The sequence below is a fragment of the Paludisphaera soli genome (genome assembly GCF_011064595.1).
Taxonomy (GTDB): Bacteria; Planctomycetota; Planctomycetia; order Isosphaerales; family Isosphaeraceae; genus Paludisphaera; species Paludisphaera soli.
Window position 1 is genome coordinate 529032 of record NZ_JAALJI010000002.1, and the last position, 16563, is coordinate 545594.

Consider the following 16563-nt stretch of genomic DNA (forward strand, 5'->3'; position numbering starts at 1 on the left):
CCGGGCGACGAGCCTGGATCGGCACGGTCGACGACATCGGGAATCTGGGACGTGAGCGGAGCGGCGATCGACATCAAGACGAGCATGACGACGGATCCGGCCTTGGAGGGCGCGCGGCCGGCGGGCACCAAGCCCGAGCTGCTGGCCCCGGCCGGCGACCGGGACTGCGTCCGCGCGGCGGTCGCCAACGGGGCGGACGCGGTCTACTTCGGCCTAAAGCGGCACAATGCGCGGATCCGCGCGGCCAACTTCGACGGCCTGGACCTGTCCGAGACGATGGCCTTCCTGCATCGCCACGGCGTCAAGGGGTACGTCACGCTCAACACCCTGATCTTCCCCGCCGAGCTGCCGGACGTCGAGGCGACGATCCGCGAGCTGAACGACGCCGGGGTCGACGCGGTCATCGTCCAGGACCTGGGCCTGACCCGCCTGATCCGCGAAGTCGCGCCCGGCCTGGAAATCCACGGCTCGACCCAGATGTCGATCACCAGCGAGGAGGGGGTCCGCCTGGCGGCCGAGCTGGGCTGCACGCGGGTGATCCTGGCCCGCGAGCTGTCGCTGGACGAGGTCCGCCGGGTCCGCGCGGAGTCCTCGATCCCGGTCGAGGTCTTCGTCCACGGCGCGCTCTGCGTGGCGTACTCCGGCCAGTGCCTGACCAGCGAGGCCCTCGGCGGCCGGTCGGCGAACCGGGGCGAGTGCGCTCAGGCCTGCCGGATGCCCTATCAGATCGTCTGCGACGGCGAGGACGTGGACCTGGGCAAGACCCAGTTCCTCCTCAGCCCGCAAGACCTGGCCGCCTTCGACTTGATCCCCGACTTGATCCGCGCCGGGATCGCCAGCCTGAAGATCGAGGGGCGGCTGAAGACGCCCGAGTACGTCGCCAACATCACCCGGCACTACCGGCGGGCGATCGACGAGGCCTGGGCCGGCCGGCCGGTCGCGTTCACGCCGGTCGAGGTCGAGGAGATGGAGATGTCCTTCTCCCGGGGCTTCAGCCACGGCTTCCTCGACGGCACCGACCACAAGATCCTGGTGCGCGGCGACTACGCCAAGAAGCGCGGCGTGCCGCTCGGCGCGATCGAGTCCGTGGGCCGCGCGGGGGTCCGCATGACGCTCGCCACCGGCCTCAAGCCGGGCGACGGCCTGGTCTTCGACGGCGACGACGAGGCCGGCGTCCCCGAGCAAGGAGGGCGGGTCTACGAGGTCCGCGCGGTCGACGACCGCGAGCCGGCCCGCGTCGAGCTGCGGTTCGGCCGCGACGACCTCGACCTCGCCCGGCTCCGCCCCGGCCAGAAGGCCTGGAAGACCGACGACCCCGGCCTGACGGCGAAACTCCGGCGCTCGTTCGAGGGGCCGATCGACCGCGTCGTCGGCGTCGACGTCCGCGTCCGCGCGGCGGTCGGCGAGCCGCTCCGGGCCGAGGCCCGCACGACGACGGGCCACGTCGCCGTCGCGACCGGCGACGCCCCGCTGGCCCCCGCGCAGTCGCGGCCCGCCGACGAGGCCCTGCTCCGCGAGCAGCTCGGCCGGCTCGGCGGGACGACGTATCGGCTCGACGCGCTCGTCGCCGAGATCGAAGGCGCGCCGATGGTCCCCAAGAGCGTCCTCAACCAGCTCCGCCGCGAGCTGGCCGCCGCGCTCGACGCCTCCGCCGACGCCCCCCCCGCCCGGCCCACGGCCCCCGCCCCGGTCTTGCCGACCCTGCTGGCGCCGATCAAGGCCGAGGCCGACCGCCAGGCCCGCGAGCGTGGCGACGAGCCAGCTCGGCTCGCCGTCCTCTGCCGACGCACCGACCAGATCGCCGCCGCCGCGAGCGCCGGCGCAACCAGCATCTACGCCGACTACCAGGACGTGAAGGGCTACAAGGAGGCCGTCGCCGAGGCCCGCCGCCTGGGCCTGCTGATCCACGTCGCCACGCCCCGGATCGAGAAGCCGGCCGAGCGGAACCTGTTCAAGTTCCTGGCCAGGTCCGGGGCCGACGGCCTCCTCGTCCGCAACGCCGGGGGCCTGGCCTTCTGCGCCGAGGAGGGCGTGCCGTTCGTCGCCGACTTCTCGCTCAACGCCGCCAACCCGCTGACCGTCGCCCTCTTCCGCGGGCGCGGGGCCGAGCGGGTCGCGGCCTCTTACGACCTGGACGCCACCCAGCTCTTCCAGCTGATCGACGCCACGCCGGCCGACTGGCTGGAGGTGGTCATCCATCAGCAGATCCCGATGTTCCACATGGAGCATTGCGTCTACTGCGCGTTCCTCTCGCCGGGGACCGACCACACCAACTGCGGCCGGCCGTGCGACCACCACGACGTGAAGCTGCGGGACCGCGTGGGCAAGGAGCACCCGCTGAAGGCCGACGTCGGCTGCCGGAACACGCTGTTCAACGCCGTGCCCCAGACGGCGGCCGAGTTCCTCCCCCGGCTGATCGCGCGCGGCGTCCGCAACCTCCGCATCGAGTTCCTCGACGACGCCCCGGCGACCGTCGGCCGCACCGTGACCCTCTACCGCGAGACCGCCGCCGGCCTCCGCGACGGCAAGACCCTCTGGCGCGAGCTGAAGGCCTCGAACCAGTACGGCGTCACCCGCGGCCCGCTGGCGGTGCTCTGAGCGACGGACCGGAAATCTCCCCTTCCCTTCCCACCTGGTGGGGGAAGGACGATCCGCGATGGCTGTCGTGACAGGTACTCCGAACCGTTTCCGTGCTGGTCTTCCCCCTCATCCGGCCCTTCGGGCCACCTTCCCCCGCCAGGGGGGAAGGACGTTATCGGAAACGACATTCGACCGCGAGCCCCCGCCTTGGCCACCACGCCGCACCCTCGCCCCGACACATCGACCGGCTTCGTCCACCTCGTCGGCGCAGGCCCCGGCGACCCGGGCCTGCTCACGCTCCGGGGCGCGGAGGCCCTGGCCCGCGCCGAGGTCGTCGTCTTCGACCATCTGGCCAACGAGCGACTGCTGGACCTGGCCCCGGCCGAGGCCCTGCGAGTGCGCGCGGGGAAGTCCGTCGGCCACTGCACACTGAACCAGGACCAGATCAACGCCACGCTGGCCGAGCACGCCGAGGCCGGCCGGCGGGTGGTCCGGCTCAAGGGGGGCGACCCGTTGGTGTTCGGCCGGGGCTCCGAGGAGGCCGCCTATCTCCGCGAGCGGGGGATCCCCTTCGAGTTCGTGCCCGGGGTGACGGCCGGCGTGGGGGCGACGGCCTACGCCGGGATCCCGGCGACGAGCCGGGGGATCGCCTCGGCCGTCGCGTTCATCACCGGTCATCAGGCGCCCGAGGTCTCGCAGGCCTCGGCCCCGTCGCGGCTCGACTGGAACGCGCTCGCGAAGTTCCCCGGGACCCTGGTCTTCTACATGGGCGTGACCCACCTGGCGAACATCGCCCGGGCGCTCGTCCGCGAGGGCAAGCCCGCCGACACGCCGGCCGCGACCATCGAGTCGGGGACGACCCCGTCCCAGCGCGTGACGACGGCGACCCTCGGCACGATCGCCGACGTGGCGAAGGAGCGAAACGTCCGCCCCCCCGCCCTGCTCGTCGTCGGCGAGGTCGTCGCCCACCGCGAGCAGCTCGCCTGGTTCGAGGACCGCCCGCTGTTCGGACTGAGCCTCGTGGTCGCGCGGCCTCGCGAGGATGCCGAGGCGTCGGCCGTCGCGCTGGAGGCGATGGGGGCGGAGGTCCTCGTCGCGCCGACGGTGGAGATCCTGCCCCCCGACGACTTCGGCCCGCTCGACGCCGCGATCGACCGGATCGGCGAGTACGACTGGCTGGTCTTCACGTCGAGCAACGGCGTGCGCGGGTTCCTTGATCGGCTCCTGGCGCGAGGCCGGGACCTGCGGGCGCTCGGGGGCGTGCGGCTGGCGGCCATCGGGCCGAGCACGGCCGAGGCCCTGGGCCGCTATCACCTGCGGGCCGACCTGATCCCGCCGTCGTTCCGCTCGGAATCGCTGGCGGAGGCGCTCAAGGAGGCCGCCGCCGGCAAGCGGATCCTGCTGGCTCGGGCCGACCGGGGCCGGACGGTGCTCCAGGACGAGCTGGGCGCGACGGCCGAGGTCCATCAGGTGGCCGTCTACCGCAACGCCGACGTCGCGGCCCTGCCGCCGGTCGTGCTGGATCGCCTCGAACGGGGCGAGGTCGACTGGATCGCCCTGACCAGCCCCGCCATCGTGGCGAGGCTGCACGCCCTGCTCTCCCCCGAGGGGCGAGGCCGACTGGGGGCCGCCGTCAAGATCGCGACGATCAGCCCCATCACCACGGCCGCCGCGACCGCGCTCGGGTGGGCCGTCGCCGTCGAGGCCCCCGTCCACACCTGGGATGGGCTGGTGGAGGCCCTCGTCGCCCACGTCGCGTCATCGCGGCCCGGTCCGGCGTCGGATTGAGGCGGGAAGGATCGTCCGCGGGGCCCAGGCCTCGCGGCCTAGCGCAGCTCCAGGATCGTCTCCACCCCTTGCCAGAGCAGGAACGCGCCGCCGAGGATGAAGAGGACGTCCATGGCGATGTACTGCCCGAAGATCCCGGCCACCAGATCGAGCGAGAAGATCAGGACGATGATCGCGGCGACTCCGATCGCCGAATAGGTGATGACCTTTTCGGTCTCCATGACGCAAGGCTCCGCTCGAATCGAAGGTGGTGACAGTCCTCAACGAGTCCAACTTACCACAATTCTCGCGCCGAGCGAGGGCGATGGGGTCGCCGCGGGGATTCCGACGCCGGATCGCAACGACGAGACGCCCGCGGCCCGCGCCGGCCGATCGCGAGGAGGCGCATCCATGTCCCACCGACGCCATTCGGACGAGAACCGCGCGGGCCGAGGCTCTACGCCTCCTGAGACGTGGCGGGATCTCGAATGGTTCCGTCGCCGGGCCACCCGCCGCAAGCTCGTCCTCCTGGAATGCGCGATCGTCCGCCACGCCCCCTTCGCCGACTGCGGACGGCCCCTCTGGGAACTGATGGAGGACCTGCCCTGGTTCCGGCAGCTCATGCTCCCGGCGGAGTGGTATCGGCTCCGCGACCTAATGATGCCGGCCGAATGGTCGCGACACCTTCGCGGCCTCCCTCCGTCGACGCACGTCGGGGGTGCCGGTCGCTCGTGGCCGAACTCCTGGGTGACCGGCCACGAGGCGATCGAATGGCTGGAGGATCACGCGGACGGCGGGGACGCCGACGGCCTGATCGTCGCGCGGGAATACTTCCGGGACGTCGAGTACGCCGCCGAGGCCGACTTTCTCGGACCATCCACTGAGCTTCGCGACGATTTCGAGGTCTCCTACGCGGCGGCCGACTGGCTCAAAGAACTCTGCGAGTTCGACGAGACCTGGCGAAACGTCCTGGACTATTACCTGGCGAGCTTCCCCGGGACCTTCTGCCGCTGGGCTTCCTTGCGGCCCATCCATCCCGAGCATCACCCGGTCGCGCTCGAGCTGATCGACGACCTCTTCGGACATCCGTCGCATAACATCCAGTTCGGCGCGGCCTGGCGGACGCCGGAAGCTGTCGCGCTCGCCTCCAGGATGGACGCCACGCGCGACTTCACCGACGCCCCGCTCCTAGCCGATCTCCTGGAAGCCGCCAGCTGCGACAACCGCGACGTCCTGTCCCACTGCCGGGCCGACCGCCGCCACATCCGAGGCTGCTGGGTGGTCGACCGCCTCCTGCGACGCGATTGATGGACGGAGCGTCGCGGCGCCTTGGGGCTCCGCATTCTCCGAGCCCCCGGCATCCCCGATCCGAGGCTCCTGGACGGAGGCCGATCCGTGTTGCTTCTTCGCCCCACGCCGTCGCGATCGCGGATCGCGGGACATCGTCGACGTAAGGACCGGTACGCCCAGGGCGAGCGGCCGATGGCCCGGATTCGGACTTCACGACGACGAAAACGAGGAGAACATGGCCGAACGAACCCAATCCCTGAGGCCGAAAACGGCATCCAAACCGTTTCGGCCTATCGACTTGCGTCGATTGGGTTCGTTTCCGGCCGGCGCGAACGAACCCAATCGCGCGGATCAGCCGGTGCGGATGGGGATGGTCCGGGGCTGGCGGGCGGGGGGCCTGGGGAGTCGGATGGTGAGGACGCCGTCGCGGCCCTCGGCGCGGGCGGCGTCGAGGTCGACCTCGCGGGTCAGCGGCACCTGGCGGACGAACGGGCCGGTCGGGCGTTCGCGGTGCCGCCGCGAAGGGTCGGCGGGGCCGTCGGCGGGCCTCGTCCCCTTGATGGTCAGGACGCCCCCCTCGGCGGTGATCTCGACGCGGGAGGCGTCGACGCCGGGGAGGTCGACGAGGATGAGGGTCCCCTCGGGGGTCTCGAAGACGTCGACCGGCGGGGCGAACGGCTCGTCGGCGGGGGTCAGGGCGGGCTCGGCCGGGGCCTGGAAGACGTCCTTGATAAGGCGGAAGAACTCGCGTTCCAGCGCCTGGAACGGGATCGCGCCTTCGTGCGGGCGGTTCATCGGCGGGCTCCTGGGCTCGCGCCCCGGGGGTCGTTCAGGACTTGATCTCGATTCGGCGGGCGCGGGCGCGGTCGGCCTTGGGGAGGAAGACCTTCAGGACGCCGTTCTTCAGCTCGGCCGTGATCCGCTCGCGGTCGACGTCGTCGCTGAGGATGAACGAGCGGTGGTAGTCGCCCAGGGGAAACTCCTGGTGGATCGGCCGGGCGCCCTCGGGCGCGGGGGCGACGAGCCGGGCGTCCAGGCTCAGGACGTTGTGCTCGAGCTGGATGATCAGGTTCTCCTCGGTGGCACCGGGGAGGTCGGCCTCCAGGGTGAGGCCTTCGGGGCCGTCGTGGATGTCGATGGGCGGCGTGATGGTGGGCCGCGCGAGCGGGGGGACCTCCCCCGCCGCGGCGTCTCCGGAGGGCGCGGGGGGCGTCGAGGACGGCCCCAGCGGGACCCGGATCGAAGGATGGGCTTCGCTCATGTTCGGTCGATCCCCTTCGTCTTCGTCGGCTTGCTCGACGGGCCGCCCCGTCCGGTCGGTTCAGGACGGGGACGAGACGGCGATGTGCCGGGGCCTGGCCCCCTCGGCCCGGGGGAGCCGGACCGTGAGCACGCCGTCCACGAACTGCGCCGAGACCTTCGACTCGTCCACCCGGTCCGGGAGCGTGATCGTCCGCGACCAGCGCCCCATGAACCGCTCCTGGCGGCGGTACGAGTCGTCCTTGATCCCCTCGGGCCGCTTTCGCTCGCCACGGAGCGTGACCGTCTCGGAGGTCACCGTCAATTCGACCTCGTCCGGGGCCAGGCCAGGGATCTGCGCCGCGAGCAGGAACTCGTCGCCGGCGACGTAAATGTTGATCGGCGGGAAGGTCCGGATGTGCCGCAGCGACTGGAAGGGATCGAACGACTGGAACAGCCGCCCCATCTCGCGCTGGAATTCGTGGAACGGGTCCCACCCGCCTCGCCAGTCCGGCCCGGTCATGTTTCACCCCCGAGTCCCCTAGGATGCGTCTACCAGGGGACCAAAGCAGAGGCCGTGCCAGAATGGCCGAAAATCGGCGGGCGACCCTTTCGATCGCCTGAAAATATTAACAGGATACACTTTACGAACACAGGCAATGCATCGACCTGAACGCGATCGAGAACGGTCCTGCCCCGCTCCTCATGCCATTCTGGCAGCCAGGGCTCCACGGCGGTGCGATCCAGACGCCACACGCCGAAATGGCAGCCGAGCGAGCGGGTCACCAGTTGACGAGGAGCTTGCGGATGGTCGCGGTGTCGTCGGCGGCGGGGGTGATGGTGAGCCAGTGGGAGTCGGCCAGGATCTTGGGGTCGAGGTCGAATTCCCGGCCGTCGAGCCCGGCCTTGAGGTTGCGATACTCGCGGCGGAGGGTGTAGACGTGGCGGGAAGGCTCGACGGCTTTCGAGGCGGGGTCGGCCAGGATCGCGAGGGCCTCGGCCTCGGGGAGGAGCGGGCAGCCGGCGATCCGGATCTGGGCGAGGGCCCGCGGCGAGGCCTCGATCTCGGCCTGGAGGCTGAACGCCGCCGGCAGCGGCAGGAGGAGGGAGTAGGAGGAGTCGGGGCCCCCCTCGCCCGGCCGGGCCGGCTCGACGACGAACTCGGGGACCTGGAAGGTGCGAACGAGCGGGTCGCGCGGTTGGGCCTCGTGGATCAGGACCGAGGGGTCGACCGGGGCGAGGATCCGGAAGGTGGAGAGCGCGACGGCGGCGAGCATGAAGGCCGTCGGCACGCCCGTCGCGAACCATCGCGGGGGGCGGGGCTCGACGACGAACGGGCAGTAGAGCAGCATGGCGATCCGCTGGAGCATCGGGGTGTCGAAGCTGCGGCCGGACCAGGGCCGCGCCGTCGCCGCCGCGCCGGGGTCGAGCCTGCGGGTCGCGAGGGCCCGGCTGGCGCGGCCGCTGGAGAGGCCCACGAGCCATCGGGCGTAGTGCGTCGTCTCGCCCAGGGGCCCGGCCGCCTTGCGGTCCGCCAGGAACTCCTGGTCGATCCGGAGCTGGGCGCGGAGCCACCAGAGGTGGGGGAGGAAGAACCAGAAAATCTGCGCGAGCGCCGCCAGGGCGTTGAACCAGGCGTCGCCGCGGTCGGCGTGGGCCAGCTCGTGCAGGAGGATCAGGCGGAGGGCGTCGCGGTCGACGTCCGGCTCCTCGACCTCGGCCGGGATGACGATGGTGGGCCGCGTCACGCCGCCGAGCACCGGGCTCCGCAGCCAGGCCGAGACCCGCAGGTCGGGCTGGGGGGGCGAACGCTCCAGGTCGGCGATCAACTCGTCGAAGACCCGACGGGTCTCCGGGCTGGCCTCGGACGAGCGGCCCAGCAGCCGGCGGAAGCCCCAGAGCCCCAGCCCGAACCAGGCGAGGCCGGTCGCCGCCCCGGCCAGGTAGAGCAGGGTCGCCACCCGGACCAGACGCTCGCCCGAGGGCCACTCGGCCTGCGACGCGGGGGGGCGGCCCCGGGGGGCGGGCCGGCCCGTCGAGCCGGGCAAGAGCGGGCCGACCAGGTCGAACTCGTCCGGTTCGGGCGTCAGCGGGGGCGGGACCAGGCCGGTGCGGAGGAACCAGTCCACCGGGTAGACCCGCAGCGACGTGTTGAACGTCACCAGCGGGAACATCACGAGCGCGGCGTAGACGCCCGTCTGGGCCAGGACCACGCGACGGGCCGGCTGTCGGGTGAAGACGACGGCGACCACCACGACGCTCAGCAGGATCGCATTCGCGAACCCGGCGTCGATCAGGGTGCGGCTGAAGTGGTCCAGGACGAGCCACATCGCGGTGTCGTCGACCTCCGGGGCCGCCCCCGCGGGCGCGGCCGTTCCTCTCGCTTCGGGGCGATTCGACGAATCGCATCAGGTCGAAGAGCGACGTCGCCGCGCGCCTCGGCCCGGAAAAGGAAACGAGCCAGGAAGACTCCGCCGGTTGCGACGGGGCTCCTGGCCCGATGGGACTGCATCGACCTGTCGGCGTCGGCGACGCCCTCGGGACGGCGGCTCAGGCCTCCTCGGGCGTCTCTTCGGCGTGGCCGGCGGCGACCAGCGAAGACTGCCGCTGGGCGTCGTCGATCATGGTCCGGAGCCGGTCCAGGTCCTCCGGCGTGGGGGGCTTGGAGTCGAACAGAGCCACCATCACCCGGTCGAGTGCGCCGTCGAAGACGCGGTCCACGAACTTGCGGGTCAGCTCGCGGATCGTCCGCTCGGACGACTTCTTGGGGTGGTAGATGAACGTCCGCCCTTCGACGACGTGGCGCACCAGCCCCTTCTTGTCCTCCATGATGTTCAGCAGGGTCTGCACGGTGCTGTACGCGACGGGCCCGGAGTCCTTGTTCAGGTCTTCCTGAACGTCGCGGACGCTCGCCTGGCCCCGAGCCCACAGGATCTTCATGATTTCGAGCTCGCGATCGGTCACCATCTGAGTCTTACGCACGAGATTCCCCTTCGAATGACGGGTAAAACGAAAATGATCATTCTCGTAACGTACCCCGCGTCATCGGCCTACGCAAGCCTAAGCAACTCGGAATCGGCATGCCTGCAAACACCTTGTTGAAAAAACGACGTCGGCGTCGTTTCAGGTTCCGCCGATCCGAGTCCTCAGCCCCCCGGACCGGCCTCGGCCAGCCGCCGATCCAGCATCTCCGGAAACCTCGCGTACCACCGCCGATTGAGCGGCGACGGGTGCGGCAGCGGCCGGATCAGGACGAGCTTTTCCGCCCCTCCCGAGACCGGCAGCCGGCACTCGTAGGCCTCGTCGAACCGCGCGTCGGTCGCCGCCGACGCCGGGAAAGCCCCCCCTTCCGCGTAGGGTTCGAACCAACGGAAGGCCTCGGTCCCCAGCGTCAGGACCTGCGAGCCCGACCAGAACCGCGCCAGCAGCTCGGCGACGAACGGACGGAACCGGGCGCGCACGGACTCGGCGTAGGCCTTGTTTCCCGGCGGCTTGAAAGGGACCGTGTTGGTCAGGAGGGCGAACCGCAGGGCCTGCTCCAGCTCGCTGGCGTCGTGAGCCCGGACGATCCCGGCCCGGACGAGCTTCCCCCCCGCCCCGATCAGGGGCTGGCCGGCGGCCACCTCGTCGCGGCCCAGGTCGCGCGCCAGCACCGCGACCGGGGCGTCGAGGGCCCCGGCGTACAGGATCGGCCGCAGCGGATCCTTGCCCGCCTTCTGGTAGACCGGCTCGTCGACCGGGAAGGCTTCGCGACGGGCCTCGGCCCCGGCCGCCTCGATCAGGCCTTCGATAGTCCCGGCTTTCGCCACGGCCCCGCTCCTTCCCGAACCACGGACGGACCCTCAGGTCCCGAAGACAAGGGCCGCCATCAGGAGCATGGCGACCGCCTCGTCATAGTTTATCGCGCGGACCGGGAAAAGCGACGCGACGAGTCTCCCCCAGAACTCCCGGAGGAAGGCCGCCGAGATCAGGACGACCGCCAGGAACCGCGCCGCGTCCAGCAGGGCGGACAGCGCGATTCCCGCGAACGCCGCCTCCCGGGCGACCGACGCCGTCAGAAGGAATCGGCCGAGGCCCATCAAGGCCAGGAAGGCGAACAGGGCGACGTTGAACCGGGCCGTGAGCCCGCGATGGTAGACGACCGGGGGCTTGGAGGCGGGCTCGAAATCGAGGTCAATGGCGCGGCTCATGGCGAAGCTCCTCCGGGATCGCGGCACGGGGCCGCCGGCCGGCGATGCGCCGCGCCGGGGCGACCCGGGGTATTCGTCCTGCAGGCGATGGTATTGAAGGACAGGAGGTCGCCGCCTCAAAGCCCCAGCCCCTCGCGGGCCTTCGCCACGACCTCGTCGGGCGTGGGCGAGACGTCCACGCGGAGGGCGTCCTCAGGAGGTTCGAGGGCCGCGTACTGGCTGTGGAGGAGGCTGGGGTTCATGAAGTGGCCGCGACGCTTCGCCAGGCGGGCGGCGATCAGCGGCTCCGGGCCGGTCAGGAAGACGTACTGCAGGGCCTCGGGGTCGATCGCCTCCAGGTATTGCTGATACGCGTGCTTCAGGGCCGAGCAGGCCAGGACGACGTCCTCGCCTGCGTCGCGCGCATTTTCCAAACGGCGGCGGATGGCCTCCAGCCAGGGGCGGCGGTCGGCGTCGTCCAGGGGGATCCCGGCGTGCATCTTGGCGACGTTCGCCTCCGGGTGCAGGTCGTCGGCGTCGACGAACGTCCAGCCGAGCGACCGGGCCAGCAGCCGGCCGATCGTCGTCTTCCCCGAGCCCGAGACCCCCATCACGACCACGATCATGCGACATCCTCGATGTTGTTGCGATCAGCCCAGGTCGACGCCCGTCGGCATCAGGCGGCCGGCGAAGTGGGCCTCCAGGTTGCGGACGACCAGGTCGGCCATCGCCTCGCGGGCGTCGACCGTCGCACTCCCCTGATGAGGCTGGAGCACGACGTTCGGCAGATTCCGAAGGGCCTCCGGGACGCGCGGCTCGTCCTCGAAGACGTCCAGGCCGGCCGCCGCCAATCGGCCTTCGCGGAGGGCCTCGACCAAGGCGGCCTGGTCGACGACCGAGCCCCGCGCGACGTTCACGAGGATGCCGTCGGGCCCCAGGGCGTCGATCACGTCGCGGTCGACGAGCTTCCGGCTCCCCGCGCCGCCGGCGGCGGTGACGATCAGGAAGTCGACGGCCCGGGCGAGCGAGACCGGGTCCGCGTGGTAGTCATAGGCGGACTCGATCGGCCGGCGGTTGTGGTAGGCGACCTGGACCTTGAGGGCCTCCAGCCGACGCGCCACGGCGCGGCCGATCCGGCCCAGGCCGAGGATCCCCGCCCGCTTGCCGTGGACCCGTCGCGAAAGCGGCCGGTTCCCTTCGCGCTCCCACGCCCCCGACCGGACGTGGGCGTCGCCGAGGACCGCCTCGCGGGCTGCGGCCAGGAGCAGCAAAAGCGCCATGTCGGCCACGTCCTCGGTCAGCACGTCCGGGGTGTTGGCGACGACGATCCCGCGCCTCCGGGCGTGGTCCAGGTCCACGGCGTCGACGCCGACCCCGTTGACGGCCACGATCTCCAGGTTCGGCATGGCGTCCATCAGACCGGCCGACGCGCCGGCGCCGCCGTCGGTGGCGACCCCTCGGATCCTCGGGCCGATCTCCCGCAAGAACGTCGCGGGGTCCTCCGCCTCCCAGAGTTTGTGAACCGTGAACGACCGCGTCAGGGCCCCGGCCAGGTCGGTCGCGGCGGGCCTCGTCATCAGGACATCCGGCTTCATGCTCGGCCCCCCCCTTCGCGCCCCCCGCGCCCGGCGGGCGGCGTCTTGAGCGAAGGGCCATCCTGGGGGATCTTAGGATCGTCGTAAAGGCCGTGCGGGCGAACCCGCACCGGAATACACCGGGAGTGGTGACGCATGGGCGAGCGGCTGTTCGACCTGTCGGGGCGGCGGATCCTGATCACGGGCTCCAACGGCGGCCTGGGCCTGGGGATGGCTCGCGGGCTGGCCGGGCTGGGGGCGACGGTGATCCTCAACGGCCGCGACGAGGCCAAGCTGCGCGCGGCGGCCGACCTCCTGCGGGGGGACGGGCTGGCCGTGGAGGAGGCCCGGTTCGACGTGACCGACGAGGCCGGCGTGGTCGCCGCGATCGACCGGCTGGAGGCCGAAGGTCCGATCGACGTCCTCATCAACAACGCCGGCGTCCAGCGCCGGTATCGGCTGGACGAGATCCCCACCGAGGCCTGGGACGAGGTCCTGCGGACGAACCTGACCAGCGCGATGCTGGCGTCGCGGCAGGCCTCGAGGGGGATGATCGCCCGGGGGAGGGGGAAGATCATCCACATCGGCTCAGTGATGAGCGACCTGGCCCGGACCTCCACGGGCGCCTACGCGGCGGCCAAGGGGGGCCTCAAGATGCTGACCAAGGCCATGTGCGCGGACTGGGCGCCGCTGGGGCTCCAGGTCAACGCCATCGGCCCCGGCTACTTCGCCTCCGACATGACCCGGGCCCTGATGGAGGATCCGGAGTTCAACGCCTGGGTCGTCGCCCGAACCCCCGCTCGCCGCTGGGGGCGTCCCGAGGATCTCGTCGGCGCGGCGGCGTTCCTCAGCTCGTCCGCATCGGACTTCGTCAACGGCCAGATGCTCTTCGTGGACGGCGGCCTGACGGCCGTGATCTGACGGGGGCGTCCGGGACGACGGACATGGCCCCAAAAGATCGGCCTCGGCCCCGGAGATGCATGTCTTCCGCCCCGGGCCGAGTCGGTTCATGATGGAGGGAGTGATCCCGCCAAGGGCCGCCGTCGCGAGCGTCGTTCGGGCCGATCACGAAGGGAACTCGGAGGAATCGAGGCGTGCCCGAAGGACAGAACGAGGTCGACCTCACGAATTGCGACCGGGAGCCCATCCGCATCCCGGGGGCGGTCCAGCCGCACGGCGCGCTGATCGCGGTCTGCTCTTCCCGGCTGTGCGTGACGCACGCCAGCGCCAACCTGGCGCGGTTCTACGGGATCGGGGCGGAGGAGGCGCTGGGGAGGCCGCTCTCGGACCTCTTCGAGCCGTCGGACTTCGCCAAGCTGGAGGAGACGATCTCGCGGCTGGCCGACGAGGACGTGCCGGGATACCTCTTCACGCTCCGCCCGAGGCTGGCCGGCGAGGCCTTCGACGCCATCGTCCACCGCGCCGGCGGCTGCCTGATCCTGGAGGTCGAGCCGGCCGTCCGTGCGGACGGCCGGGGGGTGATGGACCTCTACCGGGCGACCCAGAACTCCTTCATGGCCCTCGCCAGGGCCGGGTCGCTGGCGGAGATGTACCAGGTCTGCGCCCGGCGGGTCCGCGAGCTGTCCGGCTTCGACCGCGTGATGGTCTATCGATTCGACGACGAGTGGAACGGCGTCGTCGTGGCCGAGGAGAGGCGGGGGGACCTGGAGTCGTTCGTCGGCCACCACTACCCGGCCTCGGACATCCCGAGCCAGGCCCGCGAGCTGTACGCCCGGAACTGGCTCCGGTTCATCGCCGACCGGGACTACGCCCCCGTGCCGATCCTCCCCCCCTCCGGGCCCGGCTCGCCGGAGCCGCTGGACCTGGGCCACGCGGTGCTGAGGAGCGTCTCGCCGATCCACGTCGAATACCTGAGGAACATGGGAGTCGGCGCCTCGATGTCGATCTCGCTCCTGAAGGAGGGGCGGCTCTGGGGTCTGGTCGCCTGCCATCACTATTCGCCCCGCTACGTCCCGTACGACGTGCGCACGGCCTGCGAGATCCTGGGCCAGGTCATGTCGATGCAGTTCGTCTCGCGGGAGGCGGAGGAGGAGAAGGGCTACGGCGAGCGGATGCGGGCCGTCCGGCGGTCGCTGGCCGATCGGGCCTCGCGCGCCCAGGACGTGGGGCTGGCCCTGACGGAGATGGACCCGACGCTGCTCGACTTCATCGAGGCGGGGGGGGCGGCCGTGGTCCTCGGGGGGAGCGTGAGCCGGGTGGGGCTGACGCCCGCCTCGGAGGACGTCCTGCACATCCGAGACCGGCTGGGGGCGACGGTGGCGGACGACGTCTTCGCCACCGACCGCCTCGGGCCGACGATGGGACTCGACGCCCAGGGGGCGGTGGCCGCCGGGCTCCTGGCCGTGCGGCTGGCGAAGGACGACTGGGTCATGTGGTTCCGCCCCGAGCAGGTCCGGGAGGTGGACTGGGCCGGCGACCCGAGGAAGAGCGTGACCAAGGGGGAGGGGGAGGCCCGCCTCAGCCCCCGCGGCTCGTTCGCCCTCTGGAAGGAGGTGGTCCGGGGCCGCGGCCGGCCCTGGGCCGCGAACGAGGCCGCCGCCGCGGCCGACCTGAGGCGGGATTTGGTCGACGTCCTGCTCTCGCGGGCGAGCCTCCACTCGCGGGAGAACCAGGAGCTGCGCCGGGGCGACGTGGAGAAGGAGGCGACGATCGCGAGCGAGCGGGCGGCGCGCTCGGCCGCCGAGCGGATGAGCCGCCTGAAGGACGAGTTCGTGGCCACCCTCTCCCACGAGCTGCGGACGCCGCTGAACGCCATCGTCGGCTGGACCCAGATCCTCCGTCGCACCAAGGACGCCGAAACCGTCGGCAAGGCCGGCGAGGTCATCGAGCGGAACGCCCGGGCCCAGGTCAACATGATCGAGGACCTGCTGGACGTCTCCCGGATCGCCTCCGGCAAGCTGCGCCTCGACGTCCAGCCCCTGGACCTGGGGGGGGTCCTGGCCGCCGCCGTGGACACGATCGCCCCGGCGGCCGAGGCGAAGGGGGTCCGGATCGACCGCCTGTTCGACTCGCTCGCCGACGTCGCCGTCTCCGGAGACGCGGTCCGCCTCCAGCAGGTCTTCTGGAACCTCCTCTCCAACGCCGTGAAGTTCACCCCGCGCGACGGCCGGATCCAGGTCCTGCTGGAGCGGGTGAATTCGCACGTCGAGGTGAGCGTCTCGGACTCGGGCCAGGGGATCGAGCCCGAGTTCCTCCCCCACCTCTTCGACCGCTTCCGCCAGGAGGACGCCTCGTCCAACCGCCGCCACGGCGGCCTCGGCCTGGGGCTCTCGATCGTCCGCCACGTCGTCGAGCTGCACGGCGGGACCGTCTACGCGCGGAGCGAGGGGGCCGGCAAGGGCTCGGTGTTCGTCGTCTCGCTCCCCGTCCGGGCGGTGTCCCGGGCCTCGCGGCCCGGCGCCGTGCACCCCACCCGGTCGGACGGCTCCGGCCCCGACCCCGAGCCCGGGGACATGCTCGACCTCTCGGGGGTCCGGCTGCTCATCCTCGACGACGAGGAGGACGCCCGCGGCATGATGCGCCGCGTCTTCGAAGACTGCCGGGCGGAGGTCGAGACCGCCGGCTCGGCCGAGGAGGCCATCGAGGCCTACCGGCTCGGCGAGTTCGACGTGGTCGTGAGCGACATCGGCATGCCCGGCGTCGACGGCTTCGAGTTCATGAAGCGCCTCCGCAAGCTGGAGGTCGACTCCGGCCGCCCCCGCACCCCGGCCGTCGCCCTGACCGCCTACGCCCGCCCCGAGGATCGCCGCCGCGTCCTCCTCTCCGGCTACCAGATCCACGTCGCCAAGCCCGTCGAGCCCGCCGAGATCGTCGCCGTCGCGGCCAACCTGGCGGGGAGGATCTAGAGGAGGCCGCCGCGTCCCGAATGGGCGCGGGGCCCGGCCCCTCGAACCCGCATCGCGGCCCGGCCGTCCGTATGTCCG

At 71.6% G+C, this 16563-nt stretch carries 15 protein-coding genes; 5 read left to right on the top strand and 10 right to left on the bottom strand.

The window, feature by feature from the left end:
• Window positions 1–51: 51 nt before the first annotated feature.
• Together G6O68_RS05050 and cobA are read left to right on the top strand one after the other, a co-directional pair.
• Window positions 52–2598, top strand: coding sequence for a U32 family peptidase (locus tag G6O68_RS05050; protein WP_240911040.1), 2547 nt, complete (start codon window positions 52–54; stop codon window positions 2596–2598).
• 189 nt (window positions 2599–2787) lie between these two features.
• Window positions 2788–4368 (top strand): uroporphyrinogen-III C-methyltransferase, encoded by a 1581-nt coding sequence (gene cobA / locus G6O68_RS05055; protein WP_165245459.1) that lies wholly within the window; start codon window positions 2788–2790, stop codon window positions 4366–4368.
• Window positions 4369–4406: 38 nt separating this feature from the next.
• Here cobA and G6O68_RS05060 read toward each other — a convergent pair whose 3' ends face one another.
• The gene (locus tag G6O68_RS05060; RefSeq protein WP_165245461.1) at window positions 4407–4589 is read right to left on the bottom strand and encodes a hypothetical protein; all 183 of its coding nucleotides are present in this window, start codon (window positions 4587–4589) and stop codon (window positions 4407–4409) included.
• A 169-nt stretch (window positions 4590–4758) separates the two neighbouring features.
• Between G6O68_RS05060 and G6O68_RS32315 the strand changes: the two genes are divergently transcribed.
• On the top strand, window positions 4759–5655 hold the full coding sequence (locus tag G6O68_RS32315; protein WP_206108019.1) for a hypothetical protein: 897 nt from the start codon (window positions 4759–4761) through the stop codon (window positions 5653–5655).
• A gap of 333 nt (window positions 5656–5988) precedes the next feature.
• Here G6O68_RS32315 and G6O68_RS05070 read toward each other — a convergent pair whose 3' ends face one another.
• From G6O68_RS05070 to G6O68_RS05110, 9 genes are all read right to left on the bottom strand, one after another.
• Window positions 5989–6432 carry an Hsp20/alpha crystallin family protein gene (locus tag G6O68_RS05070; protein ID WP_165245463.1) on the bottom strand — a complete coding sequence of 148 codons (444 nt, stop codon included), beginning with the start codon at window positions 6430–6432 and terminating at the stop codon, window positions 5989–5991.
• Window positions 6433–6466: 34 nt separating this feature from the next.
• Complete coding sequence (locus tag G6O68_RS05075) at window positions 6467–6898, bottom strand: Hsp20/alpha crystallin family protein (RefSeq protein WP_165245465.1); 432 nt, start codon at window positions 6896–6898, stop codon at window positions 6467–6469.
• A 60-nt stretch (window positions 6899–6958) separates the two neighbouring features.
• Complete coding sequence (locus G6O68_RS05080; protein WP_165245467.1) at window positions 6959–7399, bottom strand: Hsp20/alpha crystallin family protein; 441 nt, start codon at window positions 7397–7399, stop codon at window positions 6959–6961.
• 259 nt (window positions 7400–7658) lie between these two features.
• Entirely contained in the window at window positions 7659–9206 is a 1548-nt protein-coding gene (locus G6O68_RS05085; RefSeq protein ID WP_165245469.1) for a M56 family metallopeptidase, read from the bottom strand.
• Between the two features lie 220 nt (window positions 9207–9426).
• Window positions 9427–9858 (bottom strand): BlaI/MecI/CopY family transcriptional regulator, encoded by a 432-nt coding sequence (locus G6O68_RS05090; RefSeq protein ID WP_240911041.1) that lies wholly within the window; start codon window positions 9856–9858, stop codon window positions 9427–9429.
• 164 nt (window positions 9859–10022) lie between these two features.
• The gene (locus tag G6O68_RS05095; RefSeq protein WP_165245471.1) at window positions 10023–10685 is read right to left on the bottom strand and encodes a uracil-DNA glycosylase family protein; all 663 of its coding nucleotides are present in this window, start codon (window positions 10683–10685) and stop codon (window positions 10023–10025) included.
• 33 nt (window positions 10686–10718) lie between these two features.
• Window positions 10719–11066, bottom strand: coding sequence for a hypothetical protein (locus tag G6O68_RS05100; RefSeq protein WP_165245473.1), 348 nt, complete (start codon window positions 11064–11066; stop codon window positions 10719–10721).
• Between the two features lie 116 nt (window positions 11067–11182).
• Window positions 11183–11671 carry a gluconokinase gene (locus G6O68_RS05105; RefSeq protein ID WP_165245475.1) on the bottom strand — a complete coding sequence of 163 codons (489 nt, stop codon included), beginning with the start codon at window positions 11669–11671 and terminating at the stop codon, window positions 11183–11185.
• Between the two features lie 24 nt (window positions 11672–11695).
• Window positions 11696–12640, bottom strand: a complete 945-nt coding sequence (locus G6O68_RS05110; protein WP_165245477.1) for a 2-hydroxyacid dehydrogenase — start codon at window positions 12638–12640, stop codon at window positions 11696–11698.
• Between the two features lie 135 nt (window positions 12641–12775).
• Between G6O68_RS05110 and G6O68_RS05115 the strand changes: the two genes are divergently transcribed.
• Window positions 12776–13540: an SDR family oxidoreductase gene (locus tag G6O68_RS05115; protein ID WP_165245479.1), complete on the top strand. Its 765-nt coding sequence runs from the start codon at window positions 12776–12778 to the stop codon at window positions 13538–13540.
• Between the two features lie 173 nt (window positions 13541–13713).
• Window positions 13714–16485 (top strand): ATP-binding protein, encoded by a 2772-nt coding sequence (locus tag G6O68_RS05120; RefSeq protein WP_165245482.1) that lies wholly within the window; start codon window positions 13714–13716, stop codon window positions 16483–16485.
• The last annotated feature ends 78 nt before the right edge of the window (window positions 16486–16563 follow it).